Origin of the sequence: Patiriisocius hiemis (assembly GCF_031846325.1) — a bacterium.
In the GTDB taxonomy this organism is placed as follows: Bacteria; Bacteroidota; Bacteroidia; order Flavobacteriales; family Flavobacteriaceae; genus Patiriisocius_A; species Patiriisocius_A hiemis.
The window spans coordinates 648,756-674,948 of the sequence record NZ_JAVRHZ010000001.1 but is presented as its reverse complement, the minus strand read 5'-3'; the positions used below and the strand labels follow the sequence as shown (position 1 = coordinate 674,948).

The following is a 26,193-nucleotide window of genomic DNA, read 5'->3' as shown; positions in this document are numbered from 1 at the left end:
ATAGAGCTAAGTCAGGGTTTTAATTGTAAATATAGTCAGGTTGACTATCTATTAAATCATGATCCTCTTGTACTTGTTTTTCAACACCTAGCTTATAGTACAACTCTGTAATAATATCTTGTAAGTCATTTTCACTTACTTTAAGCTTTCTTGCTATTTTGGTATTGTTTTTTCCTTCAGAAATGTACTGAAGCAGTTTTATATCCATCCCATCAAGGTCATGATTCATAATTAAGTTTTCAAGGTATACGTCTTGCATTAGCGACTCTATGTTTTTTCTACTCATGGCTTCTTGATTTTTAATGTATAACTGCATTTCTATTTTTCGTATTTCGTTTAATTCTTTTATTGATTTCATTCTATATAGAATGGTATATGTTATAAGAAATACTTGAAGTAGGAAAGCGGTTTTTAAATGAAATAATTCGGTATTAATTAAATTTACACCAATAGGTTGTAGTGCATAGAAATTTATTACAAAAACAATTGGTACTGCTGAAGCAATTACATACAGTTTGGAATATCCGTTTTCAGAAAATTTAGAAACTCCTATTACCAACAAGGATATTAATACAGCAGAAGATAAAATATTAGTAATATCTAAAAATGTTTTAACTCCAGTAATAAAGAAGCTCAATAGAAATATTGAAGCAATAATTGCACTTGCATTTGCTATTGTTTTAAGTATGTTCCCTTCGTTTAAAGAAAAGAATTTACTAGTAAACGGAATAGATATGCAAGCTACCGAAAGTAATGTGATGCTTGTAATTAAACCTGAATCCAGGAAAATGGACACATCATTATTTAATAATAATGTTGCTATAGCGACTTGTATACCAACCAAAATAAGATATAATTTTTCTTGAAATAAGAAAAAGCATAGCAAACTTATTATAATAGTCATTGCGAAAATTCCATAGTAGAATCCAGTACTAAAAGAATTTGAAGTTGATTCTTCTAAATTCTTTACTTGACTAGTTGTTGCTTTTGAAATACCATTTTCATTTACGACACTAACTTGATTTGTAGTAGAAACATCTGTTATTGCATTTGTCTTTATGGCAGCATTACATGTAAGACATATAAATAATGTTAAAACAAACAATCCTATTTTGGGGTAGTATTGTCTCATATAAGTAGGTTTAATTAATTTGGGTACTACTAATATAAGGAAAGATTGCTTTTTAACTATAAAAAGACACGTTTTATCGATGAAATTGATAAAAAATTGGGAATTTACAGAAAAACCCTACAAAAATATGATATTTTACTTAATTTTTAAAGCTGAAATTATTGATTTATACCATAATCTTCCATCATTTGTCTTGAGCGCTCCATAAGTTCGTCCAATCCTACAGTATAGATAGTGTATATAGTATAAATTAGATATAGAATATTGATAATTAGTGCAATCATGGCAATTAATTTTGCAGTTTTCATTGCAGCTCCATTTTCAAAACCATCTGGATTAGATAAATATTCTTTTACTTTCGAATTTGCTATAAAATACCCAATTGCTGCAGGTATAAAGCCAAGTCCTGCACAAAAACAACATGGTATGCTTACAATAGAGAGAATGTAAACGAGAGTTGTGTTGAGTTTTTGTTTTTCCATTTCTAATTGTTATGGTTATAAAAAGTTTTTTACAAGATAATTAATTAGTATGATTAGTATATTAAGAATTAATAAACCTGCTTTTATTTTTTCAGAATACTTTATTTTGAAAAATAGAGAAAAGACTAAGAAGCAAATTAGTAATATAAGCGTGTAGATTGCAGGATATATTTTGAATGCTGCAATAAACTCTCCTTTAAATAAAAAAGCTGTGGCACGTTGTATGCCACAGCCTAAACATTCTAAGCCGAAAAGTTCTTTGTTTAAACAAGGGAGCATGTATTCTTCCATTGTTTAAAATATATTTTTATTTAGTTTTTAACAGACATCTTATAGTCAATCACAATATTATCACTTGTTGTTAATTTAACTATGTAAACTCCATCACTTAAATTACCAGTTGGTAACTGAAATTGATTAGCATTACCTAAATTAGTTTTTCTGTAAACCATTCTTCCAGCCATATCAAATAAAGTTGCGGACATAATTTCATAATTGTCTGGGTTGCCAACTTCAAGTTGCGAAGCTCTGTTGTTCTGGAAGAAATCCATTGAAGCTGTAATAGCATCTTTAGTTTCCTCGTAATTTTGTTTCTCGATCTTATCTATATCTTTATAAACCAAGAAATATCTATCTTCATAGGTGCCTGCTTCGATTTCTAATGTTGCAATCCTACCAGAAGTTATCATTTGATAATGATTGATTTCACTATCATATAAGAAAACATTTCGACCTTGTAAATTTTCCTCTTCAACAGCTGTAATATCAATTCTATTTTTCTTGCCGCTAACTTTGACAGCAAAAGGTAAAATCATGTCATAATCGTCTGGTACTCCCTGTATAACAAGGTTTTCTCTTTCAGATGAATTCTCGGTATGATAAGCAGGAAAATAAGCATCAGTATCACCTCCATCGTTAGGGTGAAGAGCATCTAAGCCTCTGTCAAAATAATAAGAAGCGCCAGGAGATACGGTTAGTACCATATCGCGATAGTGAGAATCACCAAACATGGTATAAATCCTCACAAATCCCATATCACTACTAGATTTACTTCCATTTAATTTGTCTTGATTCTCTATTTCTCCTTGAGATCTAAACTGAGAATTGTTTGCCAGTCCTTCTTGTACAAATCTTCTATGTTCATTTCTTATAGTGATTTGATTTGAAGTTACATCACCACCTATGGAAGGACCTGCTTTAATAATAAATCCTTGACCTATTGGAGAAAAACGTCTTTGATATGCCAAACCAGTATCATCATTCATAGGATCTATTGGCATTGGATTTCCGGCAGCATCGTATGATACAAAAGTAGGGACTGTATAGATTCCTGGATTAGTCCCGTTTGGATTACTTGGTCCAGGAATCCAAGTAGCATAACCTCCTTTGTTTTGTTCAAATAAGTGAGAGTTTATTGATCTATCCTCATCCCAAAATCTAAATTGAAGAATTTCAGAATTTCCATCATTCATAGTACCATCAATATCAGATGATGTAGTATCATAAAATAACCTATTTAAATCTAGAGCAGATGGGTAAGGGTTACCTGATAATATGCTGCCATCATTAGCAGTTGTTACTGTTATGTCACCATTATTAGGCCTTCCTCTAAAATCATACCTTTGGTTATTAGGGTCTGCGTGAACATTTCCATGACTCGTTACGTTTGTACCTTTCATTGTAAACCCTAAACCTGCAGGCACAACATTGTTATTGTTTATGGATGTCCAACCCGAATTAGCAGGACGCATATATAGCCATCTTCTAGAAATGGTAAGTGGGTTAACTCCAGATGCGGATCCATCACCAGAGCCTGATCCATTATATCCAGGTGTAGTTTGAGTTACAGCTGCCTCGGTTAATCCAAGAGAGTCATTAATACTTAATACTCCAAAATTTCTATTTCCAGCAACTCCTCCGCCTTGAGTAGGATTTCCTACAGGTGAGCACCAATAATTGTAATCATAAGAATCTGATCTACTATCCTGAATAACCGAGATAAGACCAGTACCATCATTGTTTGAACTGGTTGTTCCTTGAAGTAACTGTGATTGGTTTCTTAAGTAGATGCTTGCTTCTGTTACAGTAGGATTATTATTATTTAACACAAGATTTACATCTTGTTCTACAAATAAAATTTGATTGTCTACATAAATGTAAGAATCTGTACTAGTACTAGCGTTGGGGGCAACATACAGCTGAGAAAAAGCAGCAGCAGAAGTTAGCAGTAAAACTGAACTGAGTAGTAGGTTTTTCATAATTAAATATTTGAAAGTATTCTGTTTGGGGGTGAATACCTTATTAATAGCGCGTTAAAAATATAAAAAAAATACATTCTGTATATAAAAAAAGACAAATTATCGATGAAATACATCTTTTTAAAGATTTAAAATTCAGAAATTTGTGCCGTAAAGTAGCTTTCTATGAAAATAAATGATAAAGTTTCAGTACTTGACGAGGATATTTCTGGAGTTGTACAAAAAATAACTGAAGACACAGTTTCTATATTAACAAAAGATGGTTTTGTAATGAGCTATTCGAAAAATGAGTTAGTAGTTGATAAGAGCTATGCAATTGAAAAAGAGCTCATTAATAGGGATTTAGAAGATGTTATCTCAGAAAAGGAAGTTCCAAAAAGAAAAAAATCTTATAAAGTAAAGCCAAAGGAACGAAAGCTGCCGCCTATGGAAGTAGATTTGCATATTCATCAATTAGTGAACAATCAAAAAGGGATGAGTAATTATGATATGTTAACAATTCAATTAGATACGGCAAAACGGCAACTAGATTTTGCTATTAAAAAAAGAATACAAAAAGTAGTTTTTGTACATGGAGTTGGAGAAGGAGTGCTTAAAGCAGAGCTGGAGTATTTGTTTAGACGTTATGACAATGTAAAATATTATGATGCAGATTTTAAGAAATATGGTAGGGGTGCTACTGAGGTTTACATCTATCAGAATATCAAAAATTAAAACTCTGGAGTTATTGTAATTGTTCCAGTTAATATATCAATAATCTCACCTAAATCTAGACTTTCTTGTGTTATTTCCTCTCCTTCCCCCACTAATACTAAATCTTCAATAAATAAAGCAGTAGAAGTGTTGACGCTATAACTATGTTCTCTATAGGTGTTTATAGTAGTTTCTATACTAACATTAGGGTTTAAATAATCTGGACCTATACTATTGTCAGAAATATCGTTAGTGGGGTCTAAATCCATGTTTAAATCTTCATTAATTGTAAAAACTCCATCACCATCATCGTCTATATCAAGGTAATCTGGAGTTCCATCACCATCAGTATCCCTTGGATTATTTACATCAGCTCCAATTTCAACCCCAGTTGGAACATTGTCTCCGTCATCATCAAAGTCATAAAAGTCAGGTATTCCATCTTCGTCTGTATCTGTGTCATCTCCTTCAATTTCAGTACCTAATCCGTCATTATCATCAAGCAGTACTGTATTTGTTAGTTGTGCAACCCCGGAGCTGCTAGTATAGTTTATAGAAACTGATGGTGTAGTAGGAGGGATGCTATTGCAAAAGTAACTCGAGGATACCGTTTCGTTAAAAATTCTATAATCAACAACATTACTTGTGCTGCCAATCTGGTAGTCTTGTGTGCCTTCTATTAAAAAATCTTCTTCAGCTATTGTTAAGTCTAGTGCTATACTCTCTAAAGCTCCATCATTAATACTAAAAAAAACTACTCCATCATTAGTTTGACAACTTTGTAGATTTACATTCTCAAAATCAAATGTGGTTACAATTATTTCTCCATCATCACAAGATAGAATTAGCAGCATTGTTGCTAAAATTGAAAAGACTTTTTTCATTTAATACATAAATTTTCAAACTCAAATACAAAGAAAAGCATTTCTTTATAACTGATGGGTACTTAGAAATATTTTAATTCCTATTTTTGCTCGCATGAAAAAAGTATATTTTGATAGTGCAGCTACATCACAAGTACGTGATGAAGTCATTTCTTGTATGACTAACGTATTAAAAAATGAGTTTGGAAATCCTTCATCTACACATTCTTACGGAAGGTCATCTAAATCAATACTTGAGAATTGCCGAAAACAAATTGCTTCACATCTAAACGTTACTGCTCCAGAAATTATATTTACATCAGGAGGAACAGAAGCAGATAATTTTATTATTAATAGTTGTGTTCGAGATTTAGAAGTTACTAGGATTATAACTAGTAGAATAGAGCATCATGCTGTTTTATATGCAGTACAGCAATTAGAAAAATATCAAAATATTGAGGTTGAATATGTTACTCATGGAACTTGTGGTACAGTTGATTATGAAGGATTAGAGCAACTTTTACAAGCTTCAGAAAAGAAGACCCTTGTTAGTTTAATGCATGTAAACAATGAAATTGGAACTATTCTAGATATTAAACGTGTAGCAAAGTTGTGTAAATCTAACAATGCCTTGTTTCATAGTGATACGGTGCAATCTGTAGGACATTTTGAATTAGATTTTTCTGAAGTCCCTATTGATTTTGCAGTAGCTGCAGCTCATAAGTTTCATGGGCCTAAAGGAGCTGGTTTTGCCTTTGTAAGAAAAAATACAGGATTACAGCCTTTAATTTTTGGAGGCTCACAAGAAAGAGGGTTGCGGGCTGGTACGGAAGCAGTTTATGCTATCGCTGGAATGACCGAAGCACTAAACATTGCTTATAAGAATCTAGCCGAAGAAAAGGCATATATCATAGACTTAAAAAACTATTTTAAAGAAAAACTTACTTCTGAAATTGCTGCGATTAAGTTTAATGGTAGTTGTCATGATAATAAAAAGAGTACATATACACTTTTAAATGTTTGCTTGCCATTACCACCAGAAAAGGCAATGATGTTGCTTTTTCAATTAGACTTAAAGGGAATAGCTTGCTCTAAAGGGAGTGCTTGCCAAAGCGGAAGTAGTAAAGGATCTCATGTATTGTACGAAATACTTCCCGATGAGGATAAAGGGAAACCTTCCCTACGTTTTTCATTTTCAAGTTACAATACAAAAGATGAGATTGATTATGTAGTGGCTACTTTAAAAGAGTTTATGGAAAACTAAAAAGCGCTATTAAAACTTCATTTTTACACGTACATTAAATACTCTTGGAGTTAAAAAATTAGGCACAGCAAACTGTTGTTGTGTGTCTACATCTCTAACAAAGGTATTTGTAATCGAGTTTCTAACATCAAAAATATTAAAGATTTCGGCTCCAATAGTAAACTCCCTAAAGACCTTAAGCCATCCACTTTCTTTTAGTTTATTTTCATCTACTAAAACATAAGAAGTCCCAATATCTACTCTACGATAGTCACGTAAACGAGTTTGGAAGTCATAAGGGTCTGCAAAAGCTGGAGATCCTCCCGGTAAACCTGTATTGTATGTAAGGTTTAAGTATAATTTTAAATCTGGTATAAATTTGGCATAATCCTGAAAAAGAACAGCAAATTTTAACCGCTGGTCTGTTGGTCTTGCAATATTTCCACGACCATCTTGATTCTCTTCAGTTTTTAAATACCCAAAGCTTACCCAGCTTTCAGTTCCAGGCACAAACTCTCCTGCTAGTCTTGTATCAAGACCATAAGCATAAGCAGTTGCATTATTATTAGCTCTATATCTAATTCTAACATTTTCTAACGTATAGGTATTTACATCTGTTAGGTCTTTGTAATAAACCTCACTATTTAAAGTAAAAGGCCTTCCCCAAAGCTTAAAGCTATAATCATTACCAAGAACAATGTGTGCAGATTGTTGCGCCTTTACTTCTGGCCTTACAGTTCCACTAAGGTCTCGCAGTTCTCTATAAAAGGGTGGCTGATGATATAACCCGCCCGAAAGCCTAAAAAGCATATCCATATCCCAATCAGGTTTATATGCAACTTGTGCTCTTGGACTAACTACAGTTTGAGTATTACTTTCTAAATTGTCACCACTTACGGTCCAATTATGAAAACGCACCCCAGCATTTAGCCACAAGTCTCCATTGGCTAGAGATGTTTTTTTACTCCATTGTCCATATCCAGAGATGCGGTCAATTTGCACACTATTGGTTGCTCTTACTTGTGTGAAAGGAACTATATCTTCTGTAAATGGTTCATAAGGTTGGTTATTTGCAAAATCTGCTAGGGGAGGACGAACCGAAAACCCTGCAGAGTCAATAATTTCGTATTCTTGAATACGATCTCTAATATCCTCGTGGGTATATTTAATACCATATTCAAAGTTATTGTCATTAATGTCTAACAAACCTTTATGTTCTGCATTAATAATTAATGCGTCAAGGTCGTTTCTTGCATGACGTAATTGAGCTCCAATCCCTTCAGTAAACTCAACTTCTCCTAAATCTTCACTCCCTATATTAGTGTTTGGTGTTCCAATTCTATATTCCGCCAGAATGTCAAAATACTCTTGCTCTTGTGTTTGGTAAGCAGATGTTATGAATTTTGCTGTATAGTTTTCAGAAACCTCATAACTTGCTTTCAAAGCACCAAAATAGGTGTCATATCTATCCTCTTCCTGTCCTTCATAAAAAATTAAAAGTGCGATAGGATCCTGTAACGTACCAAAGTTGGTTTGTCTTGTAACAGGTTGATAGGTGTATTCGTTAATAGCAAGGTTTCCTAGAAAATCAACTTGCAATTTGTCACTAAACTTATACGTTAAATAGGCTTGTGCATCTGCAAACACAGGAAAGAAATTAACGTCTGTTTGTTTAGAGTTTACAAATAAGCTATTGTCTCTATAACGTAAGCCTATAAGACCAGTCAATCTACCATCATCACTTATACCTCCTGCAGATACATTTGCACCTAAAAGACTCAAATCTGCGGATGCTTCAAATCGCGTAGGTTTTCTATACTGAATATCTAATACTGATGATAATTTGTCTCCAAATTTTGCTTGAAATCCACCTGAAGAAAAATCAACTGACTTTGTAAGGTCACTATTTACAAAGCTCAATCCTTCTTGCTGTCCACTACGAATTAAAAAAGGTCTGTATACTTCAATTTCATTTACGTATACTAAGTTTTCATCAAAATTACCTCCTCTTACGGAATATTGTGTACTTAATTCATCATTAATAAAAACACCCGGTAACGATGCTAGTAGACTTTCAACTCCAGAATTTGCGGTAGGTATATTTTCTGCGGCTTTAATGTCAAGTACGGTAACACCTTCTATACGTTTATTTTTTCTACCTGTAATTATAGTTGTGCCAAGTTGTTCTACATCAACCATCATAACAGGAATATATTCTACATCCTCAAACTTTGAGAGATTGAATGTTTGTATAATATTTTTTAGTCCAACATAAGAGAATGTAACTTTTACATCTTGGTTTGCAGGTATTTTAAGTTCATAAAACCCATCAAGATTACTTTGTGCCCCACCTCCATTATATGAAATATTTACACCACCAACAGGGTTGTTATCCTCATCTAGGATGATCCCTCTAATGGTTGCTTGTTGAGCTGTAAGGCTAGTTGCTGAAACTAAAAAAAGTAGTAGTAGTGGTAGTAGTTTTGCTTTCAAAAGTAAAATGGTCTAATTATTTCCTGAAAAAAGTTGCCTCAAATGTAGCACTATTTCCCACATTATCGGTAACAATTACTTTCAAATTATTTTCGGTTTCTGAGATTATGTTATCATCAAAATCATAAGTTAAAACGTCTGTTTTGTAATTATATTCCATTAAAATAAACTTTCCGTTTATAGTTGCTCTATAACTACTAATGCCGCTCAAGTCATCTTCAATCTTAACTTTTAGTGTTTTGTTTTTGCTAATCCACTTTCCATCTGTAAAATTAACAGGCTGAATTTTTGGACTCTTTGTATCTGAAACTAAAACGTATGAGCCCATTGTTCTTGTTCTGGTAGAAAGTTTATCCCCTTTTCTATAAGTAGTATTATAATATGGCTCTCCTCTATAGTTAAGCCTTCCTAAATAAAGTTTTCCTTTGTCTGTATCCGAATAATTTGATGCATCTACAGAAATAGTTACATTTTTATGAATAGGTACAATATCTTCATGAAAATGAAGTGTATCTCCTTTTACATCAATATCTAGATATTCATTTTCATATAATGCATTTGCAGGAATATATATACTGTACTTACCTTTGGTAATAGATGTTGCTTGGTCTGCATATACATAATCTTCAGGTAAGTTGTTGTTTTTTGTAATAGGAGTATCTTTTTTACCTGAAATGGGAACTCTAATAGTTATTTTATTTTTTTTAAAATCTTCAATTTCAATTAAAAAAGTAGAGTTAAAACCATCTTCAATAGAAATAATTCCATTTTCTGGGGTATCATTTATAATACTTAATGGATTGTTAGGTTCTCTAAAAAGCTTTTGAACACGGCTTTTATTTTTTCTGAAGTATTCATAATCTATAAACCTGTTTAAGTATCTTGTTTCAGAAAAGGAAAACTTATCAAAAAGCACTTCTATTTGTTGCTCACCATTATACGTTGTAGTTATTTTATAAACACCATTTTTGTTTGAAGCACCATTTTGTTGGTCATAACTTGAAACTCCAAAACCAATATCACCAAACGCTTGAATGCTTTCTGCCTTGTAACTACCATCTTTTTGAAGTTGTAACCTAACTTTAGTTGGTTTGTTTGACTTGTTTACATGGGCATTTTCCCCAAGAGGATAAGCAAATACGCTATTAATTAATGGAATTTTAGTATCGGGAATTTCAATACCAAAAAGCATAGGATTCATAGGTCTAGATGCTGAGTCACGTATTTCAAAATGTAAGTGTGGACCACCACTACTACCACTATTTCCTGTATAACCTATAAGATCGCCTTTTTTTACTGATAACTGATTTGCTTCTGGGAACAATTCAATCTCAAAAGATTCTTTACTATATTGTTGTTGCTTTACATATTCTTGAATGTCTCCAGCGTAATTTTGCAAATGGGCATATACTGTACTGTAGCCGTTGGGATGTTTTATGTAAAGTGCTTTTCCGTAACCATAATGTGCAACTTTAATTCTACTAACAAAGCCATCGGCAGGTGCATAAATAGGAACGCCTTCCCTTTGTTGTGTTTTAATATCGAGACCGCTATGAAAGTGATTACTTCGCAACTCACCAAAACTTCCAGAAAGAATTAATGGAATTTTAATTGGGTTGTCAAAATAATCTGTAGGAATGTTTTTTTGAGCTTGAACGGCTGTTGCCAAAAGCAGCCATGCAATAAATACTTTTTTCATTAATTATAATTTTCTTCTAGCATTATTAAATAAGGGGAGTTTGGCAGTTTTATTGTTTATCTTGCTCAATAATACAAAAAATAATAAGAAACAGTTGTCATATTAACAGCGGTATCTTAACTTTGTGTAGATAGTATTGAATGAAATTGTGATGAGTAACCTTTCAGAAATTGTTGATTTGCTGGAAAATAGAGTAAGCAAACTGTTGCACAAACATCAAAAGATGAAGCAGCAAAATGCAAAATTAGAAGCAGAACTTAATTTGCTGAAAGAAAAACAACAAGAAAGCGAAACGCAAATTGCTACTTGGCGTGAGAAGTGTAATTCGTTGCAGTTGGCAAATTCAATGCTTGGCAGTAATGAATATAAAAGAGATACAAAGCTCAAAATAAATGCTTTAGTTCGGGAAATTGACAGTTGTATAACTCAACTTTCTGAATAAAACAATAAAATGTCAAACCAATTAAAAATAAAACTCTCTATTGCAGACAGGGTATACCCTTTAACAATAGACCCTTCTCAAGAAGAAGGTCTTAGATTAGCCGCTAAGAAAATTGAGCAAATGATTAAAAGGTTTGAAAGTAGCTACGCGGTGCGTGACAAACAGGATGTATTGGCAATGAGTGCCTTGCAGTTTGCCGCCCAAGTAGAACAAAAAACAATAGATAAAGAAAATGATTCTAGACAAGTAGAAGAGAAGCTTACCGCTTTAAATCAATTGTTACTGGAACAGTTTTCATAACGTTCTTTACATATAAGGTTACTGCCTACATTAATTTTATTTTTTGGTAAACTCAACGTGAATTCTTTAAAAAGGGTGAGTTGAAGTTGCAAAAGCGAGCCGTCATTGAGCGGATACTTGACCAACTTGTTAGCCCTAAACTTTTCTTTAAGGAGTTTATTCAAAATCACATAATTAATGTAGGCTTTTTTATTTGTACTCATTATCACGAGTACTTTCAATAGTAACTAAACTATTGAGTTAATTATATAATCAAATGGATAATATATTACTAATAATAATCGCCGCTGTTGTTGGTATTGCAGCTGGTTTTTTAATAGCAAAGGTTCTAGAAAGAAACAATGCGTCACAACTTATTAAAAATGCTAAAAAGAGTGCTTCTTCTATTTTAAAGGATGCAAAATCTGAAGGCGAAACCATAAAAAAAGACAAAATACTTCAAGCAAAAGAAAAGTTTTTGGAACTCAAAGCCGAACACGAGAAAGTAATTTTAAATCGTGATAAAAAGATGGCAGATGCAGAGAAGCGTACACGAGATAAAGAGTCTCAAATCTCTAGTGAGTTAGCAAAAACTAAAAAACTTAATGCAGATATTGAAAATAAGAAGAAGAGTTATGACGATAAGCTAGATTATTTAGAAAAAAAGCAAAGTGAAGTTGAAAAAATGCACCGTAGTCAAATAGAGCAATTAGAAGTTATTTCTAGTCTCTCTGCCGAAGATGCAAAAACACAACTTATGGAAAGCCTTAAGGAAGAGGCAAAGACAGATGCAATGGCTTTTATTCAGAATTCTGTAGAAGAAGCTAAAATGACAGCTCAGCAAGAAGCCAAGAAAATTATTATTAATACCATACAGCGTATTGGAACAGAAGAAGCGATAGATAATTGTGTATCTGTTTTTAATCTTGAGAGTGATGATGTAAAGGGAAGAATAATTGGTAGAGAAGGACGAAATATCAGAGCTATTGAAGCGGCAACAGGCGTTGAGATTATTGTAGATGACACACCTGAAGCTATTATATTATCTTGTTTCGATTCGGTTAGAAGAGAAGTCGCAAGGCTATCATTACATAAATTAGTGACAGATGGACGTATACATCCGGCACGAATTGAAGAAGTAGTACGTAAGACATCAAAACAAATTGAAGAAGAAATAATTGATGTTGGAAAACGTACTGTTATCGATCTAGGAATCCATGGACTAAGCCCAGAACTTATTAAAGCAGTAGGGCGTATGCGTTACCGCTCTTCTTATGGACAAAATTTACTACACCACTCTAGAGAAGTAGCAAAACTATGTGGTGTTATGGCAGCAGAGCTTGGATTAAACCCTAAGCTTGCTAAACGCGCTGGGTTATTACATGATATTGGTAAAGTTCCAGAAACCGAAACTGAAGTGCCTCATGCAATCCTTGGAATGCAATGGGCAGAAAAGTATGGTGAAAAACCCGAGGTATGTAATGCTATTGGGGCACACCATGACGAAATAGAAATGACTAGCTTGTTATCTCCTATTGTTCAGGTTTGTGATGCAATTAGTGGCGCAAGACCAGGTGCAAGACGACAAGTTTTAGACTCTTACATACAGCGTCTTAAAGATCTAGAGGATATTGCTTTTGGGTTTAACGGAGTTAATAAAGCCTATGCAATACAAGCGGGTAGAGAATTGCGTGTGATGGTTGAAAGCGAAAAAGTTAGCGATGACAAGGCTGCACAACTTTCTTTTGAGATTTCACAAAAAATACAAACAGATATGACATATCCAGGCCAAGTTAAAGTAACTGTTATACGTGAGACTAGAGCTGTAAATATTGCGAAGTAGATTAACTTAAATAATAAATCCCAAATATCAGTACTGATATTTGGGATTTATTATTTGAATTTTCATTTTTTATTCATCATAAATATTAACGTATCCTTTCTCTGGTGCCTCAAAAAACTTTCCAGTAATAAAACGGTAATTCTTATCTAAGGAAGCTATTGTTTCCATGTCTTCTTTATCTAGCTCAACTTTTGCAGCTCTAAAGTTAGACTCAATATGACTTGGAGTTGTAGACTTTGGTATAACAGCCGTCCCTCTATTAGCATGCCAATTTATTAAGACTTGAGCAGGTGTAGCATCATGTTTTTTTGCAATTTCTCTAATGGAATCAATTTCCATAAGACTTGGCTCATCTTCAGCTTTCATTTCATTACTTCTGTCGCCAGATCCTAAGGGAGAATAGGCAGTAAGAAAAATATTTTCTTGTTTGCAAAAGCTAACTAACTCATTTTGTTGCAGTAAAGGATGCATCTCTACTTGGTTCATTTCTGGCTTATGTTTAGCTTTCTCCAATAAATCTTTAAGCTTTTCTTTGCTGAAGTTTGAAACTCCAATGTGCCGTGTGAAGCCATTTTCTTTAGCAATTTCAAGTTGCTTCCAAGTTTCTTCAATTGGAACTTCTTCAAGTGATAAATAATCTGATGGAGTAGAAGGGAAACTAACACCCGGCTTAAAAGCTACTGGCCAATGGATAAGATATAAATCCAGATAATCTAGCTGTAGTTTTTTTAATGAATCCTGAAGTGCTGGAATCACATGACTTTCTCTATGAGCATCATTCCAAAGTTTTGAAGTAATAAAGACATCTTCACGTTTAATTGTTCCTTCCTTAAAAACTTCGGCTAAGACCTCTCCAATTTCTTCTTCATTGCCATATATGGCAGCGGTGTCTATGTGCCTTACTCCAGTATTAAGAGCCGATTTTATAGCTTTCTTTAACTCGTTTCCTTTTGCTTTCCATGTACCTAACCCAATAGCGTGCATGGTATCGTTATTTTCAAATTTTAATGTTTTCATATATTATCTAGTTTTCTTTTAAAGTTACAAAACCAGGAAAGCATTATAAAGTAAAAGAGTTGATTTAGCAGTATTTTAACGCGTTTACTTTCTTGGGTGGAATTTATTAATTACTTCAGTAAGATGGGTATTGTCAATGTGAGTATAAATTTCGGTAGTAGTAATGCTTTCATGTCCAAGCATTTGCTGGATAGCCCTAAGGTTTGCGCCATTTTCAAGAAGATGTGTAGCAAAGGAGTGTCTAAAGGTATGTGGACTTATTGTTTTTTGTATTCCTGCTTTTTCGGTTAACTGTTTAATTATCGTAAAAATCATAGCTCTAGTTAGACCATTACCTCTTCGGTTAAGAAATAAGGTGTCTAATGCTTGTGGTTTTATTTCTTGATGATTTCTAATCTCATTCTTATAAATTTCAATATACTTTATTGTTGTATCACTTATAGGCACAAGTCGCTGCTTGTCACCTTTTCCTGTTACTCTAATAAAACCTTCCTCAAAAAATAAATCTGATATTTTGAGGTTAATCAATTCGCTTACACGTAGCCCACAACCATAAAGAGTTTCTAGGATAGCTCTGTTGCGTTCTCCTTGAGGTTTGCTTAAATCTATTGTATTAATTAGAGTATCTATTTCAGTAATTGATAAAGTGTCAGGTAGTTTTCTACCTATCTTTGGACTTTCAATAAGTTCTAATGGGTTTGTTTTGCGGTATTCTTCAAAAACTAAATAGTTAAAAAAACCACGTAAACCAGATATAATTCTACTTTGAGTTCTTGGTTGTACTTTTTTTGCTATGGAATAAATAAAGGCTTGTATCTCTTCTTCTGAAATTGAAATAGGAGAGAGGTTTATATCATTTTCTTCTAACCAGACTACTAATTTTTTTATATCTAAAACATAATTAGTGATAGAGTTTTCTGAAAGTCCTCGCTCTATCTTTAAAAAGTTTTTATAGTCATTAATGGCATTACTCCACTTCATTATGAAAATCTTTTAACGTAAAAATAAGGAAAGAAATAATGGTAGTCTTTTTTTCGTTAGTATCTTTATAGTATTCATCTTAAAAATATGATTTATGAAAAAACTAATTTTAATTACTCTCGCTTTAATTAGCACTTCTACATTTTTTGGGCAAGGATTAGACTTAGGTATAAAAGCAGGGGTAAACTTTGCAACAATAACAGATGCCTCTGGACTTGATAATAGAACAGGCTTTGTAGGAGGTGTATTTGTAGGGGGTAAGTTTAACGATAAGATTGGGTTACAGGCTGACCTACTATATTCCCAACAAGGAGCTGAGTTTGAACTTGGAGAGTTTGACCTTAACTATGTAAATGTTCCTATTGTTTTAAAATATTACCTAACCGATATTGTAAATGTGCAATTAGGACCTCAATTCGGAATTTTAATAGATGATGACACTCAAACTGTAGTAGGTGAGACTATAAATGATATTGCTACCAATGATTTTGACTTGTCTGGAGTAGTAGGGGTAGGACTGGACATCCCATTAGGGATTAGGGTAGAAGGACGTTACAACTTTGGTTTAAGCGATGTGCCAGATAATGATGGTTTTGACAAAGGGAAAAATAGTGTAATTACACTATCATTAGGGTATTCTTTTTTATAAGAACTTACATAGGATTAATAAATATAAGCAGGCAATTTGCCTGCTTTTTTTATTGATAGTCAGTATGTTAAAAACTATGTTAAGAAAATACGGCAATTGTCCTATACGATAGCTTTAATTTTTTAGTAACTTTATGATATTAATTAACTAATAAAACAAGAATTATGAAAAAACTATTTTTATTTACTGCCATTATTGCATTTGCAGTTACAACAAGTAACGCTCAAGGAGTATCCTTTGGAGCCAAAGCAGGTTTAAACCTTGCTGGACTTAATGGTGATGATGCAGATGATCTTGATGGAAGAACAGCATTTCATGTTGGAGGTGTTGCTAATATTGGGATATCTGAATTATTTTCTGTTCAACCAGAGTTAATTTTCTCGATGCAAGGTTCTGAAGCAGATGATGTAACATTACAACTAGATTACGTTAACTTACCAATTTTTGCAGATTTTCAAATTGCTGATGGTTTAAGCTTACAAGGTGGACCACAAGTTGGGTTTAACATTAATGCTCAAGCTGAATTTGATGGTGAAACTATGGATTTAGAAGATAACGAAACACTTGACTTAGGTTTTGGCGCTGGTGCACAGTATAGACTTCCTGATTTAGGATTGTTTTTCCAAGCTAGATATGTCATCGGTTTTTCTGATGTAATATCTGATGTAGATGCAAAAAACTCTGTAGCATCAATTTCTGTGGGTTGGTTCTTTAACTAATTAGAAACCTACTATTTTTTTAAAAAAAGAGCTCATTGAGCTCTTTTTTGTTTTTGCATAAACTTATCATTTCATTCGATATTTTTAAGATTTTCAATATATACTTTAGCTTAAATTTTAAAAATAATACTTATGAAAAAACAAATTTTATTATTCGTAGCTATATTTTTCACCTTTTCAATGATTTATGCGCAAGCTCCAGGTGAGGTTAGATTTGGAGCCAAAGCTGGTGTTAACTTAGCAAAACTAACAGGAGAAGACATTGAAGATGCAGATGGAAAAACAGGATTTCATATTGGAGGTCTTGTTGAGGTCCCAGTTTCTGAAAAATTTTCTATACAACCAGAAATAATTTTTTCTCAACAGGGATTACAATCTAAAGACCAATTTGGAGATGTCGAAGTTGAAAGTAAATTTAAGCTTGACTACATAAATGTTCCAATTATGGGTAAATATTATATAACCGATGGTTTAAGTATCCAAGTAGGACCCCAAATAGGTTTTACAGCTACAGCAGAGCAGGAGGTTGAAGTTGAAGGAGATGGCGGAAATGAACTTGAAGGAACCGAGGATGTTAGTGATAGTGTCTCTGGAACAGATATTAGTATTGGAGGAGGCTTAGAATACAGGCTAACTAATGGGTTATTTTTTCAAGGAAGATATATGTTTGGTGTCTCTGATGTAGGAGATGATGATGAAGTTTTTGGTGATAGTTTAACAAACTCTGTATTGTCCTTTTCGATTGGTTTTTCATTTTAAGAAAATATCTCAATCAAAATTTATTAGGGAAGCAAATGCTTCCCTTTTTTTAATCAAAATATACCTTGTAATGGGTATTTTTTAAATTTTATTCTACTAGTAGATTTGAAGTATAACTTATTTAAACTATTCAATTATGAAAAAACTATTAGTATTCGCTGCAATTGCAGTAATTAGTATTACGAGTGTAAACGCTCAAGAAACAATGTTTGGTGTTAAAGCTGGGGTTAATTTTGCTTCAATTGTTGGAGATGATGTAGAAGATGCATCAAGTCTCACAGGGTTTAATGTAGGGGCAGTTGCAAGTATAGGCTTGTCTGATGTTATTGCAATACAACCAGAAGTTGTTTTCTCTGGACAAGGAGCAAAAGATGATGAAGATGGTGAGTTTAAGACTAAGCTAGGTTATGTGAATGTTCCTGTTCTGCTTAGCTTTACTGTTGTTGAAGGTCTAAGTCTACAAGCAGGACCACAAATTGGAATTAATATTACTGCTCAGGATGAATTTGATGGCGAAACAGAAGATATCGAAGGAGTTAATACTTTAGATTTATCTGGCGGTTTTGGAGCTCAGTATTATTTAGAAGATATAGGAGCATTTGCTCAACTACGTTATACTGTAGGCTTTAATTCTATTTTCGAAGATTTTGAAGGTGAAACTTTTGATGCAAAAAATAGTGTCCTAAGCATATCTGTTGGTTGGTTCTTTTAGGATAACTACTTTTACTTACTATTTGTTAAAAGGAAGCTATAGCTAGCTTCCTTTTTTATTTATATTTGGTGTATGAAAATTATTATCATTAATGGCCCTAACTTAAACTTGCTAGGTACTAGAGAGCCAGAAATTTATGGAAAAACTACTTTTCAAGACTATTTTTCGCAACTTCAATTTAAGCATAAAGAAGTTGAATTAACTTTTTTTCAATCTAATGTTGAGGGAGAATTAATAGATAAAATACAAGAGGTTGGTTTTGACTACGATGGTATAATATTAAATGCTGCTGCTTATACACATACTTCTGTAGGAATTGGTGATGCTGTAAAAGCAATAAAAACACCTGTTATAGAAGTACATATCTCTAATACTTTTTCTAGGGAAGACTTTAGACATCAATCTTTTGTAGCACCTCACTCAAAAGGAATAGTAATTGGGTTTGGCTTACACAGTTATGATTTAGCATTACAGGCTTTTCTAGAGTAATATATTTAAAATGAAATTTTACCTTCCTTTTTTCTTATTTATCTTTTTTTCAGTTTCTGGCAGTAGCCAAACCAAAATAGGGGGTAAAGGTGGAGTTAATTTAACTTTCTTTAATGAGAGTCAATCCCAGTTTGGAGAAACACCAAAATCTGAATTAGGCTATTTTGGCGGATTGTTTATAAATGTACCTATTAGTGAGAGGTTTCATTTCCAGCCAGAAATTTTATATAAAGGTATAGGTGACTTCGAATTCATTAACGCTCCTATTTATGTAGAATACTATGTTAATAATGATATTAGTCTGTTGCTGGGACCAAGCTTAAATTATTTTTTTGATTTTTTTACGAACAAATTTAAAGTAAGGGGAGATGTTTCTGCAGTTTATCATTTTACTGAAACATTTCAGCTAAACCTTAAGTACACACAAGGTTTCGAGGAGTTATCTCCAAATATTACTTTTCTAGGAGTTGGTTATATTCTATAAAAAAAGGACTGTAATTTACAGTCCTTTTTACATATTGTTACACTTTTCTTACAAGTGAATTACTTCGTCATAAGCATCTGCTACAGCTTCCATAACAGCTTCACTCATAGTTGGGTGAGGGTGAACTGCTTTTAGTACTTCATGTCCTGTAGTTTCAAGCTTTCGTCCTAAAACTGCTTCAGCAATCATGTCTGTTACGCCAGCACCTATCATATGGCAACCTAACCATTCACCATATTTTGCATCAAAAATTACTTTTACAAATCCATCCTTTGTACCAGCAGCACTTGCTTTACCACTTGCAGAAAAGGGAAATTTTCCTACTTTAATATCGTAACCAGCTTCTTTTGCTTGTTTTTCGGTCATTCCTACACTTGCAATTTCTGGGGTTGCATACGTACAGCCAGGAATATTTCCATAATCCATAGCTTCTACATGCATTCCGGCAATTTTTTCCACACAAGTAATACCTTCAGCAGAAGCAACGTGAGCTAGGGCTGGACCGGGTACAACATCACCTATTGCATAATAGCCAGGTATATTAGTTTGGTACCAGTCATTTACCATTATCTTATCTCTATCTACCACAATACCAACACCTTCTAAGCCAATATTTTGAATATTTGATGAAATACCTACAGCAGAAAGAACAATGTCTGCTTCTAATGTTTCTTCCCCTTTTTTAGTTTTTACTGTAGCCTTTACTGTTTTACCTGAGGTATCTACTTTTTCTACTGAAGATTGAGTCATCACTTTAATTCCAGACTTTTTAAAAGAACGTTCAAACTGTTTTGATACTTCTTCATCTTCTAATGGAACAAGGTTTGGTAAGTATTCAACTATAGTAACTTCTGTTCCCATTGCATTGTAGAAATGTGCAAACTCTACTCCAATTGCACCACTACCAACCACTATCATACTTTTTGGCTGTTTTTCTAGTGTCATCGCTTCACGATATCCAATTACCTTTTTTCCATCTTGTGGTAAATTAGGTAATTCTCTAGAACGAGCTCCTGTTGCTATAATAATGTGATCTGCACTATATTCTTTTCCATCAACGTCAACTTTCTTTCCTGGTTTTAGTTTTCCAAAACCTTCAATAACATCAATTTTATTTTTTTTCATTAAAAACTGAACTCCTTTACTCATCCCATCTGCTACACCACGGCTACGCTCAACTACTTTAGTAAAGTCTTTGTCTGCATCTTTTACTATGAGTCCATAATCTTCTGCATGTTTTAAATAATCAAATACTTGTGCGCTTTTTAGCAATGCCTTAGTAGGGATACACCCCCAATTTAAACAAACACCTCCAAGGCTTTCTTTTTCAATAACAGCTGTCTTAAATCCTAGTTGAGATGCTCTTATGGCAGTTACATAGCCACCTGGGCCACTACCTAAAACTATAATATCGTATTTGCTCATTTTGTATAATTAAATGGTTGTTATAATGCACAAATTTACGAAATGATAACCAAAAAATCTCAAATTACAAAAACCAAATTCCAAAAGAAAAATCCCAAATACTATCAGAATTTGGGATTTTTTGTTGTATTTCTTTTTTATGTTATTTTTTTTGGAAGTCTACTGATAAGGAATTAACACAGTAACGTTGTCCAGTTTGTGTAGGACCATCATTAAAAACATGTCCTAAGTGACTGCCACAGGTTGCACATACTATTTCTGTACGCATCATTCCAAAGGTAGTGTCCTTTACATATTCTACAGCACCTTCAATAGATTCATCAAAAGAAGGCCAGCCGCAACCACTTTCAAACTTACTACCGCTTTTAAATAATGGTGTTTTACATGCTCCACATGCATAGGTGCCATCTTCAAAAGTTAAATTATATTCTCCAGTAAAAGGACGTTCTGTTCCCTTTTCACGAAGAATCTTATACCTAGCTTCACCTAACTCTTTTTTCCAATCGTCTTCAGTTTTGTGAATAGGATATTTCTTATTTTCCATCTTTTGCTGGTATAAAATCTAGGGCTGCACCATTTATACAATGTCTTTTTCCAGTTGTATCTCTAGGACCGTCATTAAATACATGTCCTAAATGGCCACCACATGTTGCACAATGTTCTTCGGTACGTGCATAACCAACCTTATAATCTGTTGAAAAAGCAACATTACCTTCAATTTCTCTATCAAAACTTGGCCAACCAGTACCGCTATCAAATTTATGCTGACTTTTAAACAAAGGTGTTTGGCATGCGGCACATACGTAGGTTCCCTTTTCGTGATTTTTATTTAACTCACTTGTAAATGGTCGTTCTGTACCTGCTTCTCTAAGTACATAGTATTCCATTTCGGTAAGTTCTGCTTTCCATTCTGTTTCTGTTTTAGAAACAGGATATGTAACTTCTTTTTCTTTGTCTTGTGCAGGTGACTTACAACTGTATAGTAAAATAATACAGAGTAAGAGACTAATTTTTTTCATAACAATGTGTGTATTTTAATGATTGTATTTAATATACGATGATTTTTTACGAATAGTCGTAATAAATTGTAAATACTATCATAAAAAAATACAATTAGTATTGAAGATTAAAGGTTTCAATAGCTTGCTCCATTGTCATATTTGCATTTGCAAATTCTGATGGCACCACTACAAAACGAAATGTTTGATTGTCTGTAAAATCAACAGGTAACGTATTAGGGTCATATTGGCCATCTAATTGCACCTGAACATCAAAGAAAGTATGATTGAACACATACTGAATGATATCTCCATTACTTAAAAAGAAATTTTGAGGTAATTGACTCCACACATCGTTACCATTGGCAACAGCTTCTAATCGATATGCTAAGATTGCATCACTCTCAAAAACCTCTATATTACTAGGGATAGATATAAAATCTGTTTCGTAAATATTTGTATTTGAATTAAAAAATAATGTTGTAGTTACTTCAAAAGTTTGTGCCAAGAAGAAGTTTTCTTCAATAATAGTTTCATCTGTACAAGATGTAAATAAAGTAGTGGCTGCGATTGTAAAAAGGATAAATATTTTTTTCATAATAAGTGTGTTTTGTATAAGGATAACAAAAGCCGTTCCATTTTTGTTTTATCAACACAATTAGTGTTTTTATCGAAAAATAATCTTGAGAATACTTTTTTGCATACTTTTTGTTTTGTTTGATAGTATATATCCTTAATTTTATAGATAATTAACACATCGACATTATGAAACTTAAAAAAGTAGTAGCACTTCTTATAGTTATTTTGGCAATTTCTGCCTGTACAACAAACCCTTTTACAGGTAAAAAAACACTTGCATTAGTACCTAATTCACAGTTACTTCCCATGGCATTTCAACAGTATGATGCTTTTTTATCTGAAAACAAAGTAGTCACAGGAACATCTGACGCTAGAATGATTAAAAATGTTGGACAAAAAATTTCGGTTGCAGCAGAACGTTACCTTACGGCAAATGGTTATGCTGGTTATTTGTCAGAATACCAATGGGACTACAACCTTGTAGATGATCCAGCAGTAAATGCATGGTGTATGCCTGGCGGAAAGATAGTTTTTTACACAGGTATATTACCAATCACTCAAAATGAAGCAGGAGTAGCTGCCGTGATGGGTCATGAAGTGGCTCATGCATTAGCTAACCATGGGCAACAGCGTATGAGTGCAGGACAATTACAGGCTTTAGGTGCTGTAGCTGGTAATGTAGCCTTAAGTAAGGACCCAAAAAATCAGCAAATTTTTAATCAAGCATATGGTATAGGTTCCAATGTTGCTGTTATGCTTCCTTTTAGTAGGGGTCATGAGACTGAAGCAGACCGTATTGGCTTAACACTAATGGCTATAGCAGGATATGACCCTATAGTGGGCGCAGAGCTTTGGCAACGTATGAAAGCAAATGCTGGAGGAGGAGCTCCACCAGAGTTTTTAAGTACGCACCCTTCTAGTGACACCCGTATTAATAACATTAAACAATGGGCACCAGAAGCTCGTGCAGAGGCACGAAAATTTGGGGTTACTTCTTTTAGAAAATAACATTGCCTTAAAACAGAATTTGTTACTTTAGAGCCACCTTAAAGGGTGGCTTTTTAAATTTAACCTCATGGCAGACTTAGCAAAAGGAAGTAAAAAACTATTAAATGCTTGGGCATTTTATGATTGGGCAAATAGTGTATATAGCTTAGTTATTGCCTCTGCTGTATTTCCAATATTTTATGGAGCGCTATTTAGTAAAGCAGAAATTGAAACTATAGTTGTTTTTGGAGGTGAAATAAGAAGCACACCTCTTATTAGTTATGTGACTGCAGCAGCTTTTTTAGTTGTTGCATTTATATCTCCATTACTATCTGGAATTGCAGATTATGTAGGTAACAAGAAAACATTTATGAAGTTTTTTTGTTATCTAGGAGGTTTGTCTTGTATTGGATTGTACTTTTTTAGTTTAGAGCATATATACACAAGCTTGCTTTTATATTTTTTAGGATTAATTGGTTTTTGGGGAAGTTTGGTGTTCTATAATTCATATTTGCCAGATGTGGCATTTAAAGAACAACAAGATAGTATTAGCGCGAAGGGATATTCTCTAGGCTATATTGGGAGTGTCGTATTACTTATTTTTAATTTAGCAATGGTAATGTTTCCCTCTGTATTTGGGTTTGATATTAGTATTTCAAATTCAATTTTGGAGAATGGTACAGAAGCTGAAATTCAAACTGCTTTGGATACCGCAAAAGGGGCAGCTTCGATTAAGGCTATGCAAGTTTCTTTTGTAACTGTAGGAGTATGGTGGATTGGTTTTAGTCAATATTCATTTTATTTTTTACCGAAAGGAAACAAATCAAATCGAAAAGTTACTAGTAAAGTTTTATTTAATGGTTTTTCTGAATTAAGGAAGGTATATAATTCACTTTCTGAAAACTTTCAACTTAAAAGATATTTAGGAGCATTTTTTATCTACAGTATGGCAGTACAAACAGTTATGCTTGTAGCCACTTATTTTGGAGAACAAGAGATTAATTGGGGAGGTGACGATGAAAAAACATTAGGGCTTATACTTAGTATACTCATTATCCAATTAGTAGCTGTAGTTGGAGCAATACTAACCTCTCGTGCATCTACCAAGTTTGGAAATATCAATACGCTTATTGTTATTAATGGTATCTGGGTAGCAATTTGTATTACTGCTTATTTTATAACTAGTTCAATGGAGTTTTATGTTACTGCCGGAGTAGTAGGTTTAGTGATGGGTGGTATTCAATCCTTATCTCGTTCAACATATTCTAAATTTCTCCCAGAAACAAACGATACTACATCCTATTTTAGTTTTTATGATGTTGCTGAAAAGATAGGAATAGTCATTGGGATGTTAATTTATGGTTTTATAGATCAAGTAACAGGAAGTATGAGGAACTCTGTTTTATTTCTTATCGTTTTCTTCGGAATTGGTGTTATTTTATTGCTTAGAGTACCAAGATTTTCCACCAAATAGACAATTTTTATTTATGTTTGCTGTTATTACCAAATAAATCTACTTAGTTATGAAAAAACTTCGACTTGTTAAAAGTTTAGTTTTACTACTTTCCCTTATCTTACTTTCATCTTGTGATAACGAACCGCTATCTGGAGAATTTATTGATGAAGTAAATGTTACTGCAGAACCTGGACAATTTTTATGTAATCCTGGTGATGGTACTTTTGAAGCAGCAGATATTACTGCTACTTTATTTGAAGATGGCTCTATGTCAATTATCGCAACAAATGATGCGGGTGATACTGTAACACTATTTTTTGAAAATGCTAATGTTGGTACTTTTGATCTAACTGCCGGAAGTGGAGTTCCTAATTTTGCATCTTATGTACTTGCTGAAGAAGCGGATCAACCATACACAACCCTTGGAGCACAAAGTGGTACAGGGTCTTTAACAATTACAGAATTTAACACAGAAGAACTTTTTGTTACAGGTGCTTTTGATTTTTTAGGGGTTAGACAAGCACAAGACAGTTCTGGAAATCCATTGTTTGATGATAATGGAAACCCTGTAATTGAAACTATAGCTGTCGAAGGAGGTTCTTTTAATCAAATTCCTTACACAATTGATCAAGATACGGGTGGTGAAGAGGTAGATGAGTTCTTTGCTAGAGTTAATGATTCTGATTTTGTGCCAGTAGAGATTAATGTAACTAGAGAAGTTATTGCAGAAGTTCCAGTAATTAAAATTATTGCTGTAAATGAAAACGGTAGAAATATTCGTATAGATATACCAGAAGCTACTGGAGTAGGGACTTTTGACATGGTAAATATATCTGATGGTACCCAGCTTATTGGAATATTTAATTTAGGAGATGGTTCTCCTAATTTAACCTCAGACCCTGGTACAATTACAATTACACAGTTTAGTACGCAAGGAGGTAAAATTACCGCTACTTTTGAATTTACAGGAGTAGATCAAACAGGAACAGGTGCAGATTCAGTTGAAGTAACAGAGGGTAGCTTTTCTGTAAACTACACACCTGAGCCATCTACAGAACCTTTTGTTGCAGATGTAGATGATGTGACTTACACACCAGATAATATACAAACATTTAATTCTGTAATTAACGAAATAGAGTACACAACAGTTAGGACTATAGACCCAGCAGAACAAGAAATTAGAATCTCTTTTCCAACTGAAATTACAACTGGTTCATATACGTTTGTTGCTGAAGCTGTAAACGGAGATGAAGTTACAGCGTCATATAATCCAGATTTTGAAAATGGAGAAATTAACTTCACGTCAGTAGCAGGAACTTTTGTAGTAAGCAGTTATGATCCTGAAACAGGAGAAATGGAAGCAAGCTTTATATATACAGCTACAGACCCGGCAGGTGTTGACCCAACAGTTTATGAAATTACCAACGGATTGTTCTTTTTACAGTTATAAAAAAGTAAGCAAACTTTATACAATTAAAAAAGCGGCTCTAGAGCCGCTTTTTTGATTTGAT

27 protein-coding genes and 1 other RNA gene are annotated in these 26,193 nt (G+C 33.4%); 15 read left to right on the top strand and 13 right to left on the bottom strand.

Features of this window, described 5'->3' with window-relative positions; genetic code table 11:
- Positions 1-19: 19 nt before the first annotated feature.
- The 4 genes from RM538_RS03235 to RM538_RS03220 all read right to left on the bottom strand — a co-directional run bounded on the left by RM538_RS03235 (position 20) and on the right by RM538_RS03220 (position 3,872).
- Positions 20-1,132 carry a 7TM diverse intracellular signaling domain-containing protein gene (locus RM538_RS03235; protein ID WP_311331955.1) on the bottom strand — a complete coding sequence of 371 codons (1,113 nt, stop codon included), beginning with the start codon at positions 1,130-1,132 and terminating at the stop codon, positions 20-22.
- Between the two features lie 158 nt (positions 1,133-1,290).
- Positions 1,291-1,614: a CCC motif membrane protein gene (locus RM538_RS03230; protein WP_311331954.1), complete on the bottom strand. Its 324-nt coding sequence runs from the start codon at positions 1,612-1,614 to the stop codon at positions 1,291-1,293.
- A 15-nt stretch (positions 1,615-1,629) separates the two neighbouring features.
- Positions 1,630-1,893: a DUF2752 domain-containing protein gene (locus tag RM538_RS03225; RefSeq protein ID WP_311332156.1), complete on the bottom strand. Its 264-nt coding sequence runs from the start codon at positions 1,891-1,893 to the stop codon at positions 1,630-1,632.
- Between the two features lie 32 nt (positions 1,894-1,925).
- Positions 1,926-3,872, bottom strand: coding sequence for a DUF8693 domain-containing protein (locus tag RM538_RS03220; RefSeq protein WP_311331953.1), 1,947 nt, complete (start codon positions 3,870-3,872; stop codon positions 1,926-1,928).
- A gap of 165 nt (positions 3,873-4,037) precedes the next feature.
- Here RM538_RS03220 and RM538_RS03215 point away from each other — a divergent pair, with 165 nt between their 5' ends.
- The gene (locus RM538_RS03215) at positions 4,038-4,586 is read left to right on the top strand and encodes a DUF8465 domain-containing protein (protein ID WP_311331952.1); all 549 of its coding nucleotides are present in this window, start codon (positions 4,038-4,040) and stop codon (positions 4,584-4,586) included.
- On the opposite strand, the gene RM538_RS03210 is transcribed toward RM538_RS03215, so the two are convergent.
- A complete protein-coding gene (locus RM538_RS03210; RefSeq protein ID WP_311331951.1) occupies positions 4,583-5,449 on the bottom strand; it encodes a hypothetical protein in 867 nt (288 codons plus the stop codon). The two genes, RM538_RS03215 and RM538_RS03210, sit on opposite strands and share 4 nt — an antisense overlap.
- Before the next feature lie 94 nt (positions 5,450-5,543).
- Between RM538_RS03210 and RM538_RS03205 the strand changes: the two genes are divergently transcribed.
- Positions 5,544-6,692: a cysteine desulfurase family protein gene (locus RM538_RS03205; protein WP_311331950.1), complete on the top strand. Its 1,149-nt coding sequence runs from the start codon at positions 5,544-5,546 to the stop codon at positions 6,690-6,692.
- 9 nt (positions 6,693-6,701) lie between these two features.
- On the opposite strand, the gene RM538_RS03200 is transcribed toward RM538_RS03205, so the two are convergent.
- Both RM538_RS03200 and RM538_RS03195 read right to left on the bottom strand, forming a co-directional pair.
- On the bottom strand, positions 6,702-9,164 hold the full coding sequence (locus tag RM538_RS03200) for a TonB-dependent receptor (protein WP_311331949.1): 2,463 nt from the start codon (positions 9,162-9,164) through the stop codon (positions 6,702-6,704).
- A 16-nt stretch (positions 9,165-9,180) separates the two neighbouring features.
- Positions 9,181-10,863 (bottom strand): M23 family metallopeptidase, encoded by a 1,683-nt coding sequence (locus tag RM538_RS03195; RefSeq protein ID WP_311331948.1) that lies wholly within the window; start codon positions 10,861-10,863, stop codon positions 9,181-9,183.
- Positions 10,864-11,014: 151 nt separating this feature from the next.
- Between RM538_RS03195 and RM538_RS03190 the strand changes: the two genes are divergently transcribed.
- From RM538_RS03190 to rny, 4 genes are all read left to right on the top strand, one after another.
- Complete coding sequence (locus tag RM538_RS03190) at positions 11,015-11,305, top strand: hypothetical protein (RefSeq protein WP_311331947.1); 291 nt, start codon at positions 11,015-11,017, stop codon at positions 11,303-11,305.
- 9 nt (positions 11,306-11,314) lie between these two features.
- Positions 11,315-11,605, top strand: coding sequence for a cell division protein ZapA (locus RM538_RS03185; RefSeq protein ID WP_311331946.1), 291 nt, complete (start codon positions 11,315-11,317; stop codon positions 11,603-11,605).
- Positions 11,606-11,655: 50 nt separating this feature from the next.
- Positions 11,656-11,763, top strand: a non-coding RNA gene (gene ssrS, locus RM538_RS03180) — 6S RNA.
- Between the two features lie 98 nt (positions 11,764-11,861).
- Positions 11,862-13,427 (top strand): ribonuclease Y, encoded by a 1,566-nt coding sequence (gene rny, locus RM538_RS03175; protein ID WP_311331945.1) that lies wholly within the window; start codon positions 11,862-11,864, stop codon positions 13,425-13,427.
- A 69-nt stretch (positions 13,428-13,496) separates the two neighbouring features.
- Here rny and RM538_RS03170 read toward each other — a convergent pair whose 3' ends face one another.
- Together RM538_RS03170 and xerD are read right to left on the bottom strand one after the other, a co-directional pair.
- A complete protein-coding gene (locus tag RM538_RS03170) occupies positions 13,497-14,444 on the bottom strand; it encodes an aldo/keto reductase (protein ID WP_311331944.1) in 948 nt (315 codons plus the stop codon).
- Between the two features lie 84 nt (positions 14,445-14,528).
- Positions 14,529-15,425 (bottom strand): site-specific tyrosine recombinase XerD, encoded by an 897-nt coding sequence (gene xerD / locus RM538_RS03165; protein ID WP_311331943.1) that lies wholly within the window; start codon positions 15,423-15,425, stop codon positions 14,529-14,531.
- A 94-nt stretch (positions 15,426-15,519) separates the two neighbouring features.
- Here xerD and RM538_RS03160 point away from each other — a divergent pair, with 94 nt between their 5' ends.
- From RM538_RS03160 to RM538_RS03135, 6 genes are all read left to right on the top strand, one after another.
- Positions 15,520-16,074 (top strand): porin family protein, encoded by a 555-nt coding sequence (locus RM538_RS03160; protein ID WP_311331942.1) that lies wholly within the window; start codon positions 15,520-15,522, stop codon positions 16,072-16,074.
- 164 nt (positions 16,075-16,238) lie between these two features.
- Positions 16,239-16,793: a porin family protein gene (locus RM538_RS03155; RefSeq protein ID WP_311331941.1), complete on the top strand. Its 555-nt coding sequence runs from the start codon at positions 16,239-16,241 to the stop codon at positions 16,791-16,793.
- Positions 16,794-16,925: 132 nt separating this feature from the next.
- On the top strand, positions 16,926-17,552 hold the full coding sequence (locus RM538_RS03150) for a porin family protein (RefSeq protein WP_311331940.1): 627 nt from the start codon (positions 16,926-16,928) through the stop codon (positions 17,550-17,552).
- A 136-nt stretch (positions 17,553-17,688) separates the two neighbouring features.
- On the top strand, positions 17,689-18,264 hold the full coding sequence (locus RM538_RS03145) for a porin family protein (RefSeq protein ID WP_311331939.1): 576 nt from the start codon (positions 17,689-17,691) through the stop codon (positions 18,262-18,264).
- A 72-nt stretch (positions 18,265-18,336) separates the two neighbouring features.
- Positions 18,337-18,753, top strand: coding sequence for a type II 3-dehydroquinate dehydratase (gene aroQ / locus RM538_RS03140; protein ID WP_311331938.1), 417 nt, complete (start codon positions 18,337-18,339; stop codon positions 18,751-18,753).
- 10 nt (positions 18,754-18,763) lie between these two features.
- Positions 18,764-19,237 (top strand): outer membrane beta-barrel protein, encoded by a 474-nt coding sequence (locus RM538_RS03135; protein WP_311331937.1) that lies wholly within the window; start codon positions 18,764-18,766, stop codon positions 19,235-19,237.
- A gap of 48 nt (positions 19,238-19,285) precedes the next feature.
- Here RM538_RS03135 and lpdA read toward each other — a convergent pair whose 3' ends face one another.
- The 4 genes from lpdA to RM538_RS03115 form a co-directional block, all read right to left on the bottom strand.
- On the bottom strand, positions 19,286-20,662 hold the full coding sequence (lpdA, locus tag RM538_RS03130) for a dihydrolipoyl dehydrogenase (RefSeq protein WP_311331936.1): 1,377 nt from the start codon (positions 20,660-20,662) through the stop codon (positions 19,286-19,288).
- Positions 20,663-20,804: 142 nt separating this feature from the next.
- Positions 20,805-21,206, bottom strand: coding sequence for a peptide-methionine (R)-S-oxide reductase MsrB (msrB, locus tag RM538_RS03125; protein ID WP_311331935.1), 402 nt, complete (start codon positions 21,204-21,206; stop codon positions 20,805-20,807).
- The gene (gene msrB, locus RM538_RS03120) at positions 21,196-21,681 is read right to left on the bottom strand and encodes a peptide-methionine (R)-S-oxide reductase MsrB (protein ID WP_311331934.1); all 486 of its coding nucleotides are present in this window, start codon (positions 21,679-21,681) and stop codon (positions 21,196-21,198) included. The genes msrB (RM538_RS03125) and msrB (RM538_RS03120) overlap by 11 nt, the downstream gene beginning before the upstream one ends.
- Before the next feature lie 94 nt (positions 21,682-21,775).
- Entirely contained in the window at positions 21,776-22,258 is a 483-nt protein-coding gene (locus RM538_RS03115) for a collagen-like protein (RefSeq protein ID WP_311331933.1), read from the bottom strand.
- A 167-nt stretch (positions 22,259-22,425) separates the two neighbouring features.
- Here RM538_RS03115 and RM538_RS03110 point away from each other — a divergent pair, with 167 nt between their 5' ends.
- The 3 genes from RM538_RS03110 (at position 22,426) to RM538_RS03100 (ending at position 26,132) form a co-directional block, all read left to right on the top strand.
- Positions 22,426-23,247, top strand: coding sequence for a M48 family metallopeptidase (locus RM538_RS03110; protein ID WP_311331932.1), 822 nt, complete (start codon positions 22,426-22,428; stop codon positions 23,245-23,247).
- Between the two features lie 67 nt (positions 23,248-23,314).
- A complete protein-coding gene (locus RM538_RS03105) occupies positions 23,315-24,700 on the top strand; it encodes an MFS transporter (protein WP_311331931.1) in 1,386 nt (461 codons plus the stop codon).
- Between the two features lie 49 nt (positions 24,701-24,749).
- Entirely contained in the window at positions 24,750-26,132 is a 1,383-nt protein-coding gene (locus RM538_RS03100) for a DUF6252 domain-containing protein (RefSeq protein ID WP_311331930.1), read from the top strand.
- Positions 26,133-26,193 lie beyond the last annotated feature (61 nt).